The organism is Sphingomonas rhizophila, from assembly GCF_014396585.1.
Taxonomy (GTDB): domain Bacteria; phylum Pseudomonadota; class Alphaproteobacteria; order Sphingomonadales; family Sphingomonadaceae; genus Sphingomicrobium; species Sphingomicrobium rhizophilum.
In genome coordinates, this window is the sequence record NZ_CP060717.1 from 1,410,654 (window position 1) to 1,425,584 (window position 14,931).

16 protein-coding genes, 1 tRNA gene and 3 pseudogenes are annotated in these 14,931 nt (G+C 64.1%); 10 read left to right on the forward strand and 10 right to left on the reverse strand.

What is annotated here, in order from left to right; translation table 11 throughout:
* Window positions 1-113 precede the first annotated feature (113 nt).
* The 4 genes and pseudogenes from rpsF (at window position 114) to H9L12_RS07165 (ending at window position 2,089) form a co-directional block, all read left to right on the forward strand.
* Window positions 114-520, forward strand: a pseudogene (gene rpsF, locus H9L12_RS07150) (30S ribosomal protein S6).
* A gap of 3 nt (window positions 521-523) precedes the next feature.
* A pseudogene (gene rpsR / locus H9L12_RS07155) lies at window positions 524-747 on the forward strand (30S ribosomal protein S18).
* 12 nt (window positions 748-759) lie between these two features.
* Window positions 760-1,374 (forward strand): 50S ribosomal protein L9, encoded by a 615-nt coding sequence (gene rplI / locus H9L12_RS07160; protein WP_187541160.1) that lies wholly within the window; start codon window positions 760-762, stop codon window positions 1,372-1,374.
* Between the two features lie 244 nt (window positions 1,375-1,618).
* Window positions 1,619-2,089 carry a hypothetical protein gene (locus H9L12_RS07165; RefSeq protein WP_187541161.1) on the forward strand — a complete coding sequence of 157 codons (471 nt, stop codon included), beginning with the start codon at window positions 1,619-1,621 and terminating at the stop codon, window positions 2,087-2,089.
* Window positions 2,090-2,145: 56 nt separating this feature from the next.
* Here the strand turns inward: H9L12_RS07165 and H9L12_RS07170 are convergent, their stop codons facing one another.
* The 3 genes from H9L12_RS07170 to H9L12_RS07180 all read right to left on the reverse strand — a co-directional run bounded on the left by H9L12_RS07170 (window position 2,146) and on the right by H9L12_RS07180 (window position 4,300).
* Entirely contained in the window at window positions 2,146-2,787 is a 642-nt protein-coding gene (locus H9L12_RS07170) for a glutathione S-transferase family protein (protein ID WP_187541162.1), read from the reverse strand.
* 241 nt (window positions 2,788-3,028) lie between these two features.
* On the reverse strand, window positions 3,029-3,544 hold the full coding sequence (locus H9L12_RS07175) for a DUF6456 domain-containing protein (RefSeq protein WP_246450272.1): 516 nt from the start codon (window positions 3,542-3,544) through the stop codon (window positions 3,029-3,031).
* Between the two features lie 129 nt (window positions 3,545-3,673).
* Entirely contained in the window at window positions 3,674-4,300 is a 627-nt protein-coding gene (locus H9L12_RS07180) for a hypothetical protein (protein ID WP_187541163.1), read from the reverse strand.
* Window positions 4,301-4,462: 162 nt separating this feature from the next.
* On the opposite strand from H9L12_RS07180, the gene H9L12_RS07185 reads away from it, so the two are divergent.
* A complete protein-coding gene (locus H9L12_RS07185) occupies window positions 4,463-4,738 on the forward strand; it encodes a type II toxin-antitoxin system RelE/ParE family toxin (RefSeq protein ID WP_187541164.1) in 276 nt (91 codons plus the stop codon).
* 118 nt (window positions 4,739-4,856) lie between these two features.
* Window positions 4,857-5,165: a HigA family addiction module antitoxin gene (locus H9L12_RS07190; RefSeq protein WP_187541165.1), complete on the forward strand. Its 309-nt coding sequence runs from the start codon at window positions 4,857-4,859 to the stop codon at window positions 5,163-5,165.
* 48 nt (window positions 5,166-5,213) lie between these two features.
* Here H9L12_RS07190 and H9L12_RS07195 read toward each other — a convergent pair whose 3' ends face one another.
* Entirely contained in the window at window positions 5,214-6,122 is a 909-nt protein-coding gene (locus H9L12_RS07195; RefSeq protein ID WP_187541166.1) for an IS1595 family transposase, read from the reverse strand.
* A 113-nt stretch (window positions 6,123-6,235) separates the two neighbouring features.
* Here H9L12_RS07195 and H9L12_RS07200 point away from each other — a divergent pair, with 113 nt between their 5' ends.
* The 3 genes from H9L12_RS07200 (at window position 6,236) to H9L12_RS07210 (ending at window position 7,388) form a co-directional block, all read left to right on the forward strand.
* Window positions 6,236-6,802 (forward strand): helix-turn-helix domain-containing protein, encoded by a 567-nt coding sequence (locus tag H9L12_RS07200; protein WP_187541167.1) that lies wholly within the window; start codon window positions 6,236-6,238, stop codon window positions 6,800-6,802.
* A gap of 87 nt (window positions 6,803-6,889) precedes the next feature.
* Window positions 6,890-7,258 (forward strand): hypothetical protein, encoded by a 369-nt coding sequence (locus H9L12_RS07205; protein WP_187541168.1) that lies wholly within the window; start codon window positions 6,890-6,892, stop codon window positions 7,256-7,258.
* Between the two features lie 54 nt (window positions 7,259-7,312).
* Window positions 7,313-7,388 (forward strand) — tRNA-Val (locus H9L12_RS07210).
* 11 nt (window positions 7,389-7,399) lie between these two features.
* On the opposite strand, the gene H9L12_RS07215 is transcribed toward H9L12_RS07210, so the two are convergent.
* Window positions 7,400-8,341 carry a MarR family winged helix-turn-helix transcriptional regulator gene (locus H9L12_RS07215; protein ID WP_187541169.1) on the reverse strand — a complete coding sequence of 314 codons (942 nt, stop codon included), beginning with the start codon at window positions 8,339-8,341 and terminating at the stop codon, window positions 7,400-7,402.
* 137 nt (window positions 8,342-8,478) lie between these two features.
* Here H9L12_RS07215 and H9L12_RS07220 point away from each other — a divergent pair, with 137 nt between their 5' ends.
* Window positions 8,479-8,796 (forward strand): hypothetical protein, encoded by a 318-nt coding sequence (locus H9L12_RS07220; RefSeq protein WP_187541170.1) that lies wholly within the window; start codon window positions 8,479-8,481, stop codon window positions 8,794-8,796.
* On the opposite strand, the gene cysQ is transcribed toward H9L12_RS07220, so the two are convergent.
* The 5 genes and pseudogenes from cysQ to H9L12_RS07245 all read right to left on the reverse strand — a co-directional run bounded on the left by cysQ (window position 8,748) and on the right by H9L12_RS07245 (window position 14,891).
* The gene (gene cysQ, locus H9L12_RS07225) at window positions 8,748-9,581 is read right to left on the reverse strand and encodes a 3'(2'),5'-bisphosphate nucleotidase CysQ (protein WP_187541171.1); all 834 of its coding nucleotides are present in this window, start codon (window positions 9,579-9,581) and stop codon (window positions 8,748-8,750) included. The two genes, H9L12_RS07220 and cysQ, sit on opposite strands and share 49 nt — an antisense overlap.
* A 49-nt stretch (window positions 9,582-9,630) precedes the next feature.
* Entirely contained in the window at window positions 9,631-10,410 is a 780-nt protein-coding gene (locus tag H9L12_RS07230; RefSeq protein WP_187541172.1) for an SDR family NAD(P)-dependent oxidoreductase, read from the reverse strand.
* Window positions 10,407-12,292: pseudogene (locus H9L12_RS07235) on the reverse strand (ATP-binding protein). The gene H9L12_RS07230 and the pseudogene H9L12_RS07235 overlap by 4 nt, the downstream one beginning before the upstream one ends.
* Window positions 12,289-13,287 (reverse strand): biotin synthase BioB, encoded by a 999-nt coding sequence (gene bioB / locus H9L12_RS07240; protein ID WP_425506766.1) that lies wholly within the window; start codon window positions 13,285-13,287, stop codon window positions 12,289-12,291. The pseudogene H9L12_RS07235 and the gene bioB overlap by 4 nt, the downstream one beginning before the upstream one ends.
* A 2-nt stretch (window positions 13,288-13,289) precedes the next feature.
* Window positions 13,290-14,891: a carboxyl transferase domain-containing protein gene (locus tag H9L12_RS07245; protein WP_187541174.1), complete on the reverse strand. Its 1,602-nt coding sequence runs from the start codon at window positions 14,889-14,891 to the stop codon at window positions 13,290-13,292.
* Window positions 14,892-14,931 lie beyond the last annotated feature (40 nt).

The window sequence follows — 14,931 nt, forward strand, 5'->3', positions numbered from 1 at the left end:
GCCGCCAGCCGCGTGGAACCCGCTTCCGACGCGGCTCTAATGTTTGTGACGACAGCCGGAGGGGCGTTCGCATGGTGCGGCGTCAGCGATCGGCCAACATAGGTGGCAAGAACATGGCTCTTTACGAGCATGTTTTCCTTGCGCGGCAGGACCTGGCCCAAGCCCAGGTCGATGCGCTCGCGGAAAACGCGACCAAGATCCTCACCGACAATGGTGGGAAAGTGGTCAAGACCGAAAATTGGGGCCTTCGCAGCCTCGCTTACCGCATCGCCAAGAACCGCAAGGCGCATTACGTCATGCTCGACGTCGATGCCCGCCGGCGGCGGTTGCCGAACTGGAACGCCAGACCGGCATCAACGAAGACATCATCCGCTACATGACGATCCGCGTCGACGCGCACGAAGAAGGCCCGTCGGCCGTAATGCGCAAGTCGGACCGTCCGGAGCGCGGCGGCCGTGGCGATCGCCCGGACCGTGGCGACCGTAGCGAGCGCGCCCCGCGCGCCGAGCAGGAGGCTTAACCCATGGCGCGTCCGTTTTTCCGCCGCCGCAAGTCCTGCCCCTTCTCGGGCAAGGACGCCCCCGCATCGACTATAAGGACGTTCGTCTGCTTCAGGGCTTCGTGTCCGAGCGTGGCAAGATCGTCCCCAGCCGCATCACCGCGGTGTCGACCAAGAAGCAGCGTGAGCTGGCCAAGGCGATCAAGCGCGCCCGCCACATCGGCCTGCTTCCCTACGTCGTGAAGTAAGGAGAGCGAGAGATGGAAGTCATCCTGCTCGAACGCGTCGAAAAGCTCGGCCAGATCGGTGACGTCGTCACCGTCAAGAACGGCTTTGCACGCAACTATCTGCTGCCGAACAAGAAGGCGCTCCGCGCCAACGAAGCCAACAAGAAGGTCTTCGAATCGAACCGCGCCAAGATCGAGGCCGACAACGCCTCGAAGAAGGCCGACGCCGAAAAGGCTTCGGGCGGCATCGACGGCAAGACGGTCCAGCTGATCCGTCAGGCGTCGAACACCGGCCAGCTTTACGGTTCGGTTTCGGCCCGCGACATCGTCGAGGCGCTGGACTCCGACGGCGCCAAGGTTGCCAAGAGCCAGGTCGTGCTGAAGGCGCCGATCAAGGCGATCGGCATGCACGAGGTGCGCATCGCGCTTCACCCGGAAGTCAGCGTGACCGTCAAGGTCAACGTCGCTCGCTCGCCGGAAGAAGCCGAGCTGCAGGCCCAGGGCATCGACGTCATGGCGCAAATGTTCGAACGTGAGGAAGCGGGCTTCGTCGAAGCCTACGACCCCAACGCCGAGCCCGGCACCATCGCCGACGAGGGCGAGACCGCCGCTCCGACCGACGAGACCGCGAGCAGCGAAGAGGCGTAATCGCGCCTCACCTGCCGACCAAAAGAAGCCGCCGGGGTCTCCTCGGCGGCTTTCTTTTTTCCGTTCGTCGAATGGCCGGAGCGGTGCCGGCGTCTGCGAATTCATGGGGCAAGGCAGCTAGTTTCGGTTCGGTAATGATTCCTGCCATCCTTTCGTCGCATCCGTCGCTTTCCCGACGGAACGCGCGATTGGGTCGGTCCGTTTGGTTAACGAGAGCTCGGGGCGAGTTTGGAGAGGATCGACCATGGAAAATCGCGACAATCAGAACCCGAGCACCGGAAGCCAGAGCGACATCAGCAAATCGCAATCCTCGCAGCAGCCCACTGGCCAGCAGGGTCAGGGCCAGCAGGATTGGCAGAAGGATAGCCAGGCGACCTCGCAGGGCAGCACGCAGGGCAGCGATAGCGGCCAGTCGCTCGGCGGCCAGCCGGGCGAAATGGGCAGCGGCCTCGGCTCGGGCGACAGCTCGTCGACCGGCTCGTCGTCGGACACCACCGGCCAGTCGGGTCAGGCCGATTACGGCAGCGCCGGCCAGAGTGACACGATGACCGATCAGCGCAGTGACATCGAAGGCAGCGCCCAGTCGGCGCAGCAGACTGGCGAAGGCGGCTCCGGCTTCATCGGCCAACAGTCGGGTAGCGACACCAGCAGCGAGCTGGTCGAGGACGAAGACTCGGCGAACCGCGATCGCCAAAATCCGCTCGACGGCGAATAACGGCCGCTAGCCAATGAAAAGGAGGGCCGCGACTCAACCGAGCCGCGGCCCTTTTTTCATGCGCGTTCCAGGAAGGCGCGTTCGCGGGCGATCGGCCGGGCGAAAGAGGGCCGCGTCAGAATGCCCTCGACATAGGCGCTCACCTTTGGATGCCGCGCTGCGTCGATCTTCACCCCGCAATGATCGAAATTCGCGAACGGGCTTGCGACGGCGATGTCGGCAAGGGTCAGCCGGTCGTCGACCAGGAAACCGCTGTCCGGAACGACCCCTTCCAGATAATCGAGCAACGGCGGAAGTTCGTCACGCTCCGCCGCGTCGGCGATTGCCGCGTCCCCCTCTCGACCCAGGAAGCGGGGCGCCACCACCCGGTTGAAGAACATCTTGCCGCCGCACGCGAACAGCAGCGTGTCGGCGAATTCGTCGTACCAGATGGTGCGCCCGCGCAATTGCGGATCGACGGGGATGAGTTCCGGCGTCGGATACTTCGCCTCAAGGTAATGGATAATCGCGCTGGAATCGGCCAGCTTGTAGTCGCCGTCGACCAGCGCAGGCATTTTCCGGAAGGGGCTCGCGGCGCGAAAATCCGGATCCGGGTCGGCAAGGCCGATCGCCCTCAGTTTCAGCTCGATTCCCTTCTCCGCCGCATAGGCAGCGACCTTGCGCACGAACGGGGACATGGTTGAACCATAGAGGATCATCGTGGCATTCCCTCCCTTGCGCGGCCCGGACCCGTCGAGCATCGCGGGCCGGGCGTTTCGCCATCCCTAGCAAAGGAAGAAGCTAAGCGCAGCAGCAGCGGCTTCGGCGTCAGTAAAGCCCATCTTCGCGATGCCGAGCGGGCTACAAGGAAGATTGGCAAGGCCGCATTGGTCGACGAGGACGGTGAAGGCGGGGAAGCGCCCCTACTCGAAACTCGGCGGGCACGCCCGGACTGAAGGTTCAGCGAACCCGGTAACGGTCGGCCACGCGGTCCAGCGCGAACGCGAGGACGAGCTTGCCCGCGCGCGCAGGCCAGCCAAGCGCCGTCTCCGCCTGCCGCATCCCTTCACCCGCGCACACGACGCGCCACAGGATATCAGCCAGGCCCTCACCCGCGGACGCTACCGCCCCTTCGAACCGCCGCCGCGCGTCGAGCTGCGTTCCGACAAGTTCGGGCGCATCGGACGAGCCGCTTCGCCCACCGTCAACGGGCGCGCCGTCCCAGCGCATCGTCACCCTGGGCGACAATTGGCCCCTCTCCCAGTCGGATCGCAGTCTTTCCCCTGCCTCAAACTGGCGGCGGGTGACGTGGCCGTGGGCAAATAGCCAACCGAGGGGACTTTCCGCGGCGTTGATCGTCACCGAGCGGTGCGATTTCGCAGGCCGTGACGAAGCTCGGCGCGGCTCGGCGACGACCTCTCCCTCGATGACCCTCTCCTCGAGCAATCGACCCATGGTGGCGGACTTTGACGGCATTTGACCTCCCGAATCGCTGGCACATGTCGCTTGGCAATTATATACTTGAGAAAGCAGCAAATGAGTCGCTATAACCAAACGGGTGACAGGCCGGCGATCCTTAACCGAGTTGCGGAAACACGCGCCGCCCTAGAGCGCGGCGGTTGGTCCGTTGGGTTTGCGTTGATCAAGGAAGTGAATGGAGACGGGCTCGTCATCGAACGGGACGTCAACGAAGAACGCATTTCCGCTAGCCAGTTCGATGCGGTGAAAGCGCAGCAGGCCTAGGAGTTCATTAGTCAGGTCCAGCGCATTGCCCAGCCTTACCGGACGAATTTCCGGTTCGCGGTCATCAACATACCCAACGTGCAAAAACTTGTCGCAACGGACGTAGTCCGCTCTGAATCTGTCGGCGTCGAGAAACGGTGCGGGCGTATCTTCCATGTAGCCATCGGGAGCACGCCGCATCGGGATGGGGTAAGGCTCCAAGCCAGCCTTACCGAGCGACTTGATAATAAGATCGGCGCGAAAGAAGTCCGCCGCTCGCTTTGTTTGGGCCGTGTCGATCAGCCGATGGGCCACAATGCAGCCCAGAGCTACCGCCTCGTGCATTTTTCTAAGCTGAAGGACGCACATATCATTGAGGCCAGGTCGCGGAATGAGGCCTTGCGCCACAGGGTTCTGAGCGGCCTTGACGATCTCGGCTCGCTTACGCACTTCATCCATGATGTTGGCGTAGGCGGCGGCTGCTTCCTCAAATTGAGGCCTTTGGACCATGACAGACACCGATCAGAAGCAAGAAGATGAAGTCCTAAAGCGGATGCTGGCGACGAAGCCGAAGCCGCACAAGCGGCAACCTGAGAAAGAGGATCAGCTCCCGCCACGCAAAGTGTAAGGTTTTACTTGACAAATGTAAGGTTTTGCCTTACAATGTGTCAAATGATTAGGACAATTCAACACCGAGGGCTTGCCAGGTTCGCAGAAAGTGGCGACCCGTCTAAGCTGCCTGTTCAGAACCACGCTAAGGTGCGCCGTATCCTTCAGGCGCTCAATGCCGCAACGACTCCTCAAGACATGAATTTGCCGGGCTATCGGTTTCACAGCCATCAGGGGTTGCCGAAGCGCTACTCGGTTGATGTCACGGGCAATTTTCGCATCATGTTCGGGTGGGAAGATGGTGATGCGATCAACGTCGATATCGACGATCCTCACTAGGCAATTTGTGTTGAGTCTAGCTCTCGCGAAAGTGGAATCTGTCAACTAAGGGTTGACATGTTAAGCCAAAGGTTACACTTTATCCCTAGCAAGCAGCTGCTTGTTACGAGAGGAAGAGATGACCAACAATCTGCTGGCGGGCTTGGCACCTGCGCATCCTGGTGAGTTTCTGCGCGAGGACGTGTTCCCTGCGTTGAATAAGCCTATGGCGGAGTTTGCTCGTCTGCTCGGCACGTCCCGCACGACCCTGTACGCCATCATGAATGGCGATCAGGCCGTTACTTCGGACATGGCGTGCAAGATTGGCAAGCTGACCGGCACCGCTCCCGAAATGTGGATGAATCTCCAGCAGGCTTATGACCTTCGGCAAAGCGAGACTCGCTTGGCGGATGAGCTCAAGAAGATTCCGACGCTGGAAGCCGCTTAATCGGTCCACCTTTTACGGCGCTCGCCAATGACGAACGGCACAAGGTAATTAGGCTGCGAGCTTGTCAGTCCGCCGATAGGTGAGGCGTTTGCCACCAATGCCCTTCAGGGCTTCGTCAGAGCGCTCACGATCGCTGACATCCTTGGTCGAGTAACGGAAATCGAACTCGGCAAGGTAGCGGTGGATGTGGGTCGCGCTCCAATGGTGGTAGGTGCCGACAACGCCGCGCTTGAGGATCGAGAAATAGTTCTCGGCATTGTTCGAGTGGTTGCCATTGCCGCGTGAGAACTCACGGTTCGAGTGCAGCGTGGTTTCGTGGCTGGCGAACTCTTGGCCGATGCGCAGGTAGAAACGGGCATCGTCGGTGCGCAGATGCGACGAACGATGAGCGTTCGTGACAAGCGCAGCGCGAATGTTCGTATGGTCAACGTGGGTGATGTGGAACGAGCGGGCAGCCCCGCCACGCTCCACTAGAGTGACAACCTTTTTCGCCGGAGCGACCTTGCCTGACAGGCGGCGCTTCTTCTTGCCGCCGATAAAGGCTTCGTCGCTCTCAACGAACTTGTCGGGGCCGCCCAGCGGCGCGGGGTCGGTGGGGGTCATGGCTTCGCGAATGCGGTGCATCATGAACCAAGCGGTCTTGTAGGTGACACCGAGCATACGTTGGATCTGAGCGGCGCTCATGCCCTTCTTGGACGCACAAAGCAGGTGGGTGGCGAGCAACCACTTGTTCAACGGGATTTTCGAGCGCTCGAACACGGTGCCGACGGTGACAGTGAACTGCTCACGGCACTTGTTGCACTGATAGACACCCTCACGGTGCTTCTTCCCCTTCAAGGGGGTCGCATCGATCAAACCGCAGTGCGGGCATTCCGCGCCATCCGGCCAACGAAGCGCTTCCAGGTGCTTACGAGCGGCAACCGGATCGATGAAGCGGGGTGCGAGAATGTCGTCCATGTTGGTTAAATGCTCCCTAGTCCTTGCTTTGTCAAGTATATAATTGCCTGTCGCTTGCCACAATGGAGAATCTGTAGGACAGTAAAAAAAACCGCTTTGGTTAGGAGCCATCTATGATCACCCGCATCCGGGAAGTTCGCCGGGCCCGCAATATGACCCTGGACGACGTCGCGAGGAAATGCGAGCCGCCGACTACGCCGCAGACCATCGGCCGGCTGGAGACCGGGATGCGCACCGTATCGGTGGGCTGGCTCAACCGCATCGCGACCGCGCTTGGGGTCGAGGCCTCGGACCTTGTCGAATCGCCCGACCGCAGCGAGCTTCACGTCGCCGCAGTCCTTGGCTCGAATGGCACCGCCACTGCGCCGCGCCGCGCCGGGCTGGTCGTGCCGCCCAAGGCCGGGCCGACGATGGTGGCGATGACGGTGTCGGCCAGCGTCGGCGATTACCGCGCTGGCGACGAAATCTGGTGTGAGCGGATCGAGCCCGAGGACTTCGGCCGGGCGCTCAACCGCGACGTGCTCGTCCCCCGCCCTGCCGGCCGGTTCCTGTTCGGCCGCCTTATCGGCCGGGAGGACGGTAAGCTGCACATCCTTCCCCCCGGCGCCGGCGGCCGCCAAAGTGTGGTTGCCGATCCTACCTGGGCAGCATTGGCGGTGAAGCTTGTGCGGTCGCTGTAGCGAGAAGCCGGCGCGTGTTACGCTTCGATCGCCGCGGCTGGTGAGTCGCGCCGGTGCGTCGCGTCTCCCCTCGCGAAAGGTCCTTCCATGCGCACCAGAACAAGTCTCGGAATGTTCATCGGCATCTTCGCTTCGACAAGCGCTGCGACCGCTGATCTTCTGCCGCTGAAGAACGGCATCTTCGTCCCGACCAACGTCGCCTGCAAGGGTGCCGCGAACGCCTATATGGTGAACTACTGGGGCAGAAAGAGTGGCATAGGGGTTGCCCAGGCCAGTTGCACGATCAAGTCGATGACCCGCAAGGGCAACGTCTACACGCTGCGCGAAGAATGCCGCGACAATCAGAGTGGCGGCCCGATCGAGGGCGGACCGAACGTCCTCACCATCGCCAGCCCGACCCGATTCGCCATGGGCGGCACAACCTACCGCTACTGCGGCCTCAAACCGGTCTGGTGACGCAAGTACGGCGGGGTTGGCAAGCCGTCCCCGCCGTGGCAAGGCGCCGCCCGCGGGCGCTTAGCTCAGTTGGTAGAGCATCTCGTTTACACCGAGAGGGTCGGCGGTTCGAGCCCGTCAGCGCCCACCATCCTTCCGCAATCACACCGCTACCTGGGGCCGCACCTCCGCGAAATAGCGGCGCATGGCCTCGCTCGCGGCGGGGGCCAGTTCGACGAAAATGCGCCGGCCGTCATGCGGATCGGCGCGGCGCAGGAACAGGCCGTTGTCGGTCATCGTCTTGATCCAACGAAGCGCGGTCGTCGGCGGCACCGCCGCCGCGATGCACAGCGACGACACCGGCACGCGATGTTGCGCGATCTCGGCCGCGAGAAGGTCGAGCAGCATGTCCCAAGCCGGATCCGCGAACAATTCGGGGTCAAGGAATTTCGCACGCAGTCGCCGGGCCCGGATGACGCTCCTCACCGTCTCGCCGCTCAATTCGGGAAGCGCACCGGTCGCGCTGGTCGGCGCCGGCCGCTCGACCGTGGCGGAGGTGCCGACGCCCGACGACAGCCGTGCCAGCGTCGCCGCGATCCGGCCCACCTCGTCCGACAATTGGCGAAGTCGCGCCGACGACGGCTCGCTCGACACATCATTGAGCATCGACGCACCGTGGCGCCGCCATGCGGTGGCGACCGCCAGCGCTGCCGCCCGCTCGCCCTCGTCGGCATCGATAAGCAATTGAGTCGTTCCGTCGGCCATCTTCGCGACGACCGGATCGATCAGTGCGCCTGGCGCGGCGACGATCGCCGGCATCCGACCCGAGGCCGCTTCGCTATTGGCGCGGTCAAGCAACCGGTCGAGCGCGTCGCCGCCGTCACGATCCACTTCGACCCACAACGCGCTCGCCGCCGCCTGCAGCGCCAGCCGGTCGAGCGCTTGCTCGATCGGCACCGAAACACTTCGATAACCGGCAGCTTCGACGGTCGCCGCGGCGCGACGCTGCGCTGCCTCGCTGGAGGCGGCGATCAGGACGGGCGCGCGCTGGTCAAGCGTCGCGGCGCCAAATTGGGGGGCAAGATAGGAAACGCTCGAATCCATAACATTCGCCTTGGCGAGAGTTTGAACCGAGCAGGAGGCACTTAGAGCCATTGCCGAACGATTGGCCAGCGCGAACAGCGTCCGAAACGGACCAATCGGCGAGACCAGCTTAACGGCCGCGAGCGTAACGTTGCGCCATGACCGACGACAGGGACTCCCGAGGTGCCGGCCCAACCGCCGAGCGGCTGCTTTGGCTGCGCAGCCTTGAGCGGTCACTCATGGACGCGGAGATTTCGACACGGCGGCTGGGCAAGGCGGCGACCGACTGCCCGGAGATTGCGATGCTGCTCGCCCAGATCCAGCTTGCCCGCGAGACATTGGCACATCTCCACGTTGCCGACGTGACTCACGATCATCCGGATTGGATCGAGTTGTTCCGCACGCTCGCGGAAATGGCCGACGGCGGTCAGACGCCCTGGGGGATTTCCCCGCCGCCGCCGAACTCGACCATATAGGGGCCGATGGCGGGCGCCTGCCAGCCAGCAGTCGCGACGAACCCGCGATTGAGGAAGGCCGGCTTGCCATAGGGCAGCGCTGTCCCGTCGAGCCCGTCGACACGGCCGCCCGCCGCCAACAGGACCGCGTGGCCCGCCGCAGTGTCCCACTCGCTGGTCGGCGACAGGCGCGGATAGATGTCGGCCCGCCCTTCCGCGAGGATGCAGAACTTGAGGCTCGACCCGACCGAGACGAAGCCGCATTCGCCCACGGCCTGCTCCAGGTAATCGACCGTCGCCTGGGTCAGGTGCGACTTGGACGCCACCGCATCCGGACACGTCCCTTCCCGCCTCGCCCTGACCGCGATCGTTCGCCGCTGGCCCCGGTCCTCGACAAAGGCACCGCTGCCGACGAGGCCGCCCCACAGACGATCGGTGGCCGGCTGATAGACCACGCCCAGCCGCGGCGATCCGCCGACGATCAGGCCGATATTGACGGTATAATCGTCACCGCCGCGCACGAATTCCTTGGTGCCGTCCAGCGGATCGACCAAAAAATAGGTATCGCCGTGCGCCGGGATCCGCCCCGCCGCGACCTCTTCCTCGGCAATCACCGGGACATCCGGCGCGGCGTCGGAAAGCGCCTTGAGGATGATGTGCTCGGCCGCGCGGTCGCACACCGTCACCGGGCTTTCGTCGGCCTTGTGTTCGACCTCGAACCCGGCCGCGACCAGCTTCAGTATTTCCGCGCCCGCGGCACGCGCCGCGACGACGCACGCCTCGAGCAGCGCCTCCTCGGACGTCATTCGAAAATCGGCGCGGATGCGCCGCGCCCGGCGTTTGAGGGGCCAAAAATCAACGGGGCGCCATCCGGATGCCGCCGTCGAGGCGGATGCTTTCCGCATTGAGGTAGACATTCTCGACGATGAAGACCGCCAGCTTGCCATATTCCTCGGCGGTGCCGAGCCGCTTTGGGAACGGCACCTGCGCCGCCAGCGCATCCTGCACCTGCTGAGGCATCATCGCCATCATCGGCGTCTTGAAGATGCCCGGCAGGATGGTGTTGACCCGCACGCCGTCATTCATCAGGTCGCGAGCGATCGGCAGCGCCATGCCCAGCACGCCGGCCTTTGACGCGGTGTAGGCCGCCTGACCGATCTGCCCGTCCTGCGCTGCGACCGAGGCGGTGTTGATGATGACCCCGCGCTCGCCATCCTCCAACGGGTCGGCCTGGACCATGCCGTAGGCCGAATGGCTGATGCAGCGGAACGTGCCGACCAGGTTGATGCCGATCGCCAACTCGAACTGGTGCATCGGATAGCGCTTGAGCTCGCCGGTCGCCTTGTCCTTGCCGACCGTCTTCACCGCGTTGGCGACCCCGGCGCAGTTGACCAGAATCCGCTCCTGCCCGTGCGCCGCGCGAGCCTTCTCGAACGCCGTCGCGACTTTCTCGTCGCTGGTCACGTCGACTTCGCAGAATATGCCGCCGATCTCCGCGGCGACCTTTTCACCCTTTTCGGCGTCGCGGTCGAATACCGCCACCTTGGCTCCCTTGGCGGCGAGCGCCCGCGCGGTCGCTTCGCCCAGCCCCGATGCGCCGCCGGTGACGACTGCCGCTACTCCGTCGATCTTCATGCCTCGTCCTTTTCGATTCTTGCCAACATCGCGTCCACCTGGACCTGCGCGCCCTCAACAGCATTCAGTTCGGTGACCACGCCGTCGAACGGCGCCGTCAGGCCATGCTCCATCTTCATCGCTTCGAGGGTCAGCAAACGTTGACCCTTGGCAACCTTTTCACCGGTCGAGATCTCGACGCTGGTGACCTTTCCCGGCATCGGCGCGATGATGGCGCCGTCTCCCTGCGCCGCGCCACCGGCCGAAAAGCTCGGCAGGGTGAACAGGAACGGTTGCGCGTCGACGAAGACCAGCGCACCGCCATCGACAGGCGCGCTGAATCCGCTGGCGGTGACGCATTCTTCCAGCATCATCGTCCGCCGTTCGCCGCCGTGCTGGATCGTGATTCGGGCCTGCGAAGGCGCGTTCAAGCGGAAGCCGTATTCCCGCGACCACGGGCCGCCGGTCTCGCCTTGTGCATAATAGGGCGCGAACAGTTGCAGGGCACCGATCGCCCACTCATTGTCGGACATTTCCGGCGCGGCGGTCAGCGCGTCGCCTTCCTGCGCGATCAGGCCGGTTGTGACGTCTCCGCTCCGGAAGTGGGAGTTCTGCAAGCAGGACAGAAGAAAGGCGGCGTTGGTTTTTACCGGCCAGACGCGCAGGCCGAGCAGCCCCGCCGCCAGATTCATCATCGCCTTGTCACGGTCCTCGCCGCGCGATACCAACTTAGCGATCATCGGGTCGTAATAAGGGCTGATCTCGTCGTCCTGCTCGACCCCGGTTTCCACCCGCAATACCTCGTCGGGGAAGTCCGCGAGTTCCAGCGTCCCAATTGAAGGAAGGAAACCCTTGGCCGGGTCCTCGGCATAGAGCCGCGCTTCCATCGCCCAACCGTCGATCGACAGTTCGTCCTGCGCCATCGGCAGCGGCTCGCCGCTTGCCACCCGCAATTGCCATTCGACCAGGTCGACGCCGGTGATCTCCTCGGTCACCGGATGCTCGACCTGAAGGCGGGTGTTCATTTCCATGAACCATATGCGGTCGGCGCGTAGGCCTTCGGACGCGTCGGCGATGAACTCGATCGTCCCGCGCCCTCGTAATGCACCGCCTGCGCCGCGCGTACCGCCGCGCCGCACACCGCTTCACGCGTCGCCTCATTTATTCCCGGCGCCGGTGCTTCCTCGATCACCTTCTGGTGGCGCCGCTGCAACGAGCAATCGCGCTCGAACAGGTGGACGACATTGCCGTAGCTGTCCCCGAACACCTGCACCTCGATATGGCGCGGGCTTTCGATCCATTTTTCAATCAGGACGATGTCGTTGCCGAAGCTCGACGCCGCCTCGCGCTGACAGCTTTCCAGCGAGTCGAGGAAATCCTCCGGCCGGTCGACCTTGCGCATTCCCTTGCCGCCGCCGCCCGCGACCGCCTTGATCAATACCGGATATCCGATCAGTCCCGCCTGCTCGGCCAGGAACGCCGGCTCCTGGTTCTCGCCCATATAACCGGGCGTCACCGGCACCCCCGCTTCCGCCATCAGCTGCTTGGCGGCATCCTTCAGGCCCATCGCGGTGATGCTTGCAGGCTTCGGCCCGACCCACACGAGCCCGGCGTCGATCACGCTCTGCGCGAACCCCGCATTTTCGGACAGGAAGCCATAGCCCGGGTGAATCGCCTCGGCCCCAGCTTCCTTCGCGGCGGCAATGATCTTGTCGCCGATGAGGTAGCTTTCGCGCGCCGCCGACGGCCCGATATGCACCGCCTCGTCCGCCAAGCGCACATGCAGTGCCTTGGCATCGGCGTCCGAGTAGACCGCCACCGTGCGGATACCCATCTCGCGCGCTGTGCGGATGATGCGACAAGCAATCTCGCCCCGGTTGGCGATGAGTAATGACTGGATCATGCCGCCACCATCGCCCGCATCGGCTCTTCCGCTTCCATCGGCTTCAATCCCAGCTTGGCAAACATCGCCGCGTCGGCGCTGCCGCCGGCGTTGCCCGCGGTCAGCAATTTCTCGCCGGTGAAGATGCTGTTGGCGCCGGCGAGGAAACACAGGGCTTGGGTCGATTCCGACATGCTCTCGCGCCCGGCCGACAGCCGCACCATGCTGCGCGGCATCGTGATCCTCGCCACGGCGACGGTGCGCACGAATTCGATGTCGTCGATCAGCTTTTCACCGTCCAGCATGTCGCCCAGTACCGTGCCCTTGATCGGCACCAGCGCGTTCACCGGCACGCTTTCGGGATGCCTTGGCAGAGTCGCCAGCGCGTGGATGAAGCCGACGCGGTCGTCACGGTTCTCGCCCATTCCGACGATGCCGCCGCAGCACACCGCCATGCCCGCCTTACGCACTTCGTCCAACGTATCGAGCCGTTCCTGGAACGTCCGTGTCGTGATGATGTCGCCGTAATGTTCAGGGCTCGTGTCGATGTTATGGTTGTAATAGTCGAGACCCGCCGCCTTCAGCGCCCGGGCCTGATCACCCGTCAGCATGCCCAGCGTCATGCAGGTCTCCAGGCCCATCGCCTTCACGCCGGCGACCATGTCGCACACCGCGGCCATGTCGCGGTCCTTCGGCTCGCGCCACGCCGCCCCCATGCAGAAGCGCTGTGACCCCGCAGCCCTGGCCTCGGCGGCCGCGGCCAGAACCGCGTCCACGTCCATCAGCTTCTCGGCCTTCAGGCCGGTGCTGGCGTGCGCGCTCTGCGAGCAATAGCCGCAGTCTTCCGGACACCCGCCGGTCTTGATCGACAAGAGCGTGCACAACTGCACCTCGACCGACGAATGATGGGCGCGATGAACCTCGCCCGCCCGGAACACGAGGTCCGTGAATGGAAGATCGAACAGCGCGGCAATCTCGGCGCGGGTCCAGTCGGTGCGCAATAAATCCTTGATCATCATCACATCCTGAACACGCCGAACTGCGGCCGGTCGGGGATCGGCGCGTTCAGCGTGGCGGCAAAGGCGAGGCCCAGCACGTCGCGGGTTTGCGCCGGGTCGATGATGCCGTCGTCCCACAGCCGCGCGGTCGCGTGCCACGGGTTGCCCTGCGCCTCGTAATCGTCGCGGATCGGCTGCTTGAAGGCCTCGGCTTGCTCCGGCGTCCAGCTGTCCGCATCGCGGTGGACGGTGGCGAGGACCGACGCGGCCTGCTCGCCGCCCATCACGCTGATGCGGCTATTGGGCCAGGTAAACAGGAAGCGCGGACCATAGGCGCGGCCACACATGCCGTAATTGCCGGCGCCGAAGCTGCCACCGATCAGCACCGTGATCTTGGGCACGGTCGCGGTGGCGACGGCGGTGACCAGCTTGGCGCCATGCTTGGCGATCCCCTCCGCTTCATACTTCCCGCCAACCATGAAGCCGCTGATATTCTGCAGGAACAGAAGCGGGATTCGCCGCTGACAGGCCAGTTCAATGAAGTGCGCGCCCTTCACCGCGCTTTCGCTGAACAGCACGCCGTTGTTGGCCAGGATCGCCACCGGCATCCCCCAGATATGGGCGAAGCCGCACACCAGGCTCGGCCCGTACAGCGCCTTGAACTCGTGGAACTCGCTGCCGTCGACGATGCGCGCGATGACTTCGTGCACGTCGTAAGGCGCCCGAACGTCCTCGGGGATGATCGAATAAAGCTCTTCCGGGTCGAACCGCGGCGGCTTCGGCTCGCGGAACGCGATGCCCGCCCCCGCCTCGTCCCCTAGGTGCGACACGATGTCGCGAACGATGGTCAGCGCATGTTCGTCATTCTCGGCAAGGTGGTCAACCACGCCCGACTTGCGCGCATGGAGGTCGCCGCCGCCCAAATCCTCGGCGCTGATCACCTCGCCCGTCGCCGCCTTCACCAGCGGCGGTCCGGCGAGAAAGATGGTGCCTTGGTTCCGCACGATGACGCTCTCGTCGCTCATCGCCGGGACATAGGCGCCGCCGGCGGTGCAGCTGCCCATCACGCAGGCAATCTGCGGGATGCCGAGCGACGACATCTGCGCCTGGTTGAAGAAGATCCGGCCGAAATGCTCGCGGTCCGGGAACACCTCGGCCTGGTGCGGAAGGTTGGCGCCGCCGCTGTCGACCAGGTAGATGCACGGCAAGCGGTTTTCCCGCGCGATTTCCTGCGCCCGGAGGTGCTTCTTGACCGTCATCGGGTAATAGGTGCCGCCCTTCACCGTGGCGTCGTTGGCGACGATCATCACCTGCCGCCCGCTGACCCGGCCAATTCCCGCGATCATCCCTGCGCCCGGCACCTCGCCGTCGTACAGGTCGCACGCCGCCAGCTGTCCAATCTCAAGGAAAGGCGCGCCCGGATCGAGCAGCCGCTCCACCCGCTCGCGCGGCAGCAGCTTGCCGCGCGACACATGCCGCTCGCGGCTCTTTTCGTTGCCGCCCTGCGCGGCCGCCGCGACATCGGCACGCAGCTTTTCGGCAAGGCCGCGATTGTGCGACGCCCGCGCCCGGGCCGCGTCGCTCGACAAGTCGATCTTCGACTCAAGCCTCGGTGCGCTCATCCGCGTGTTATCCCCGTTCGTCGAAACATAAGGCCCGGAC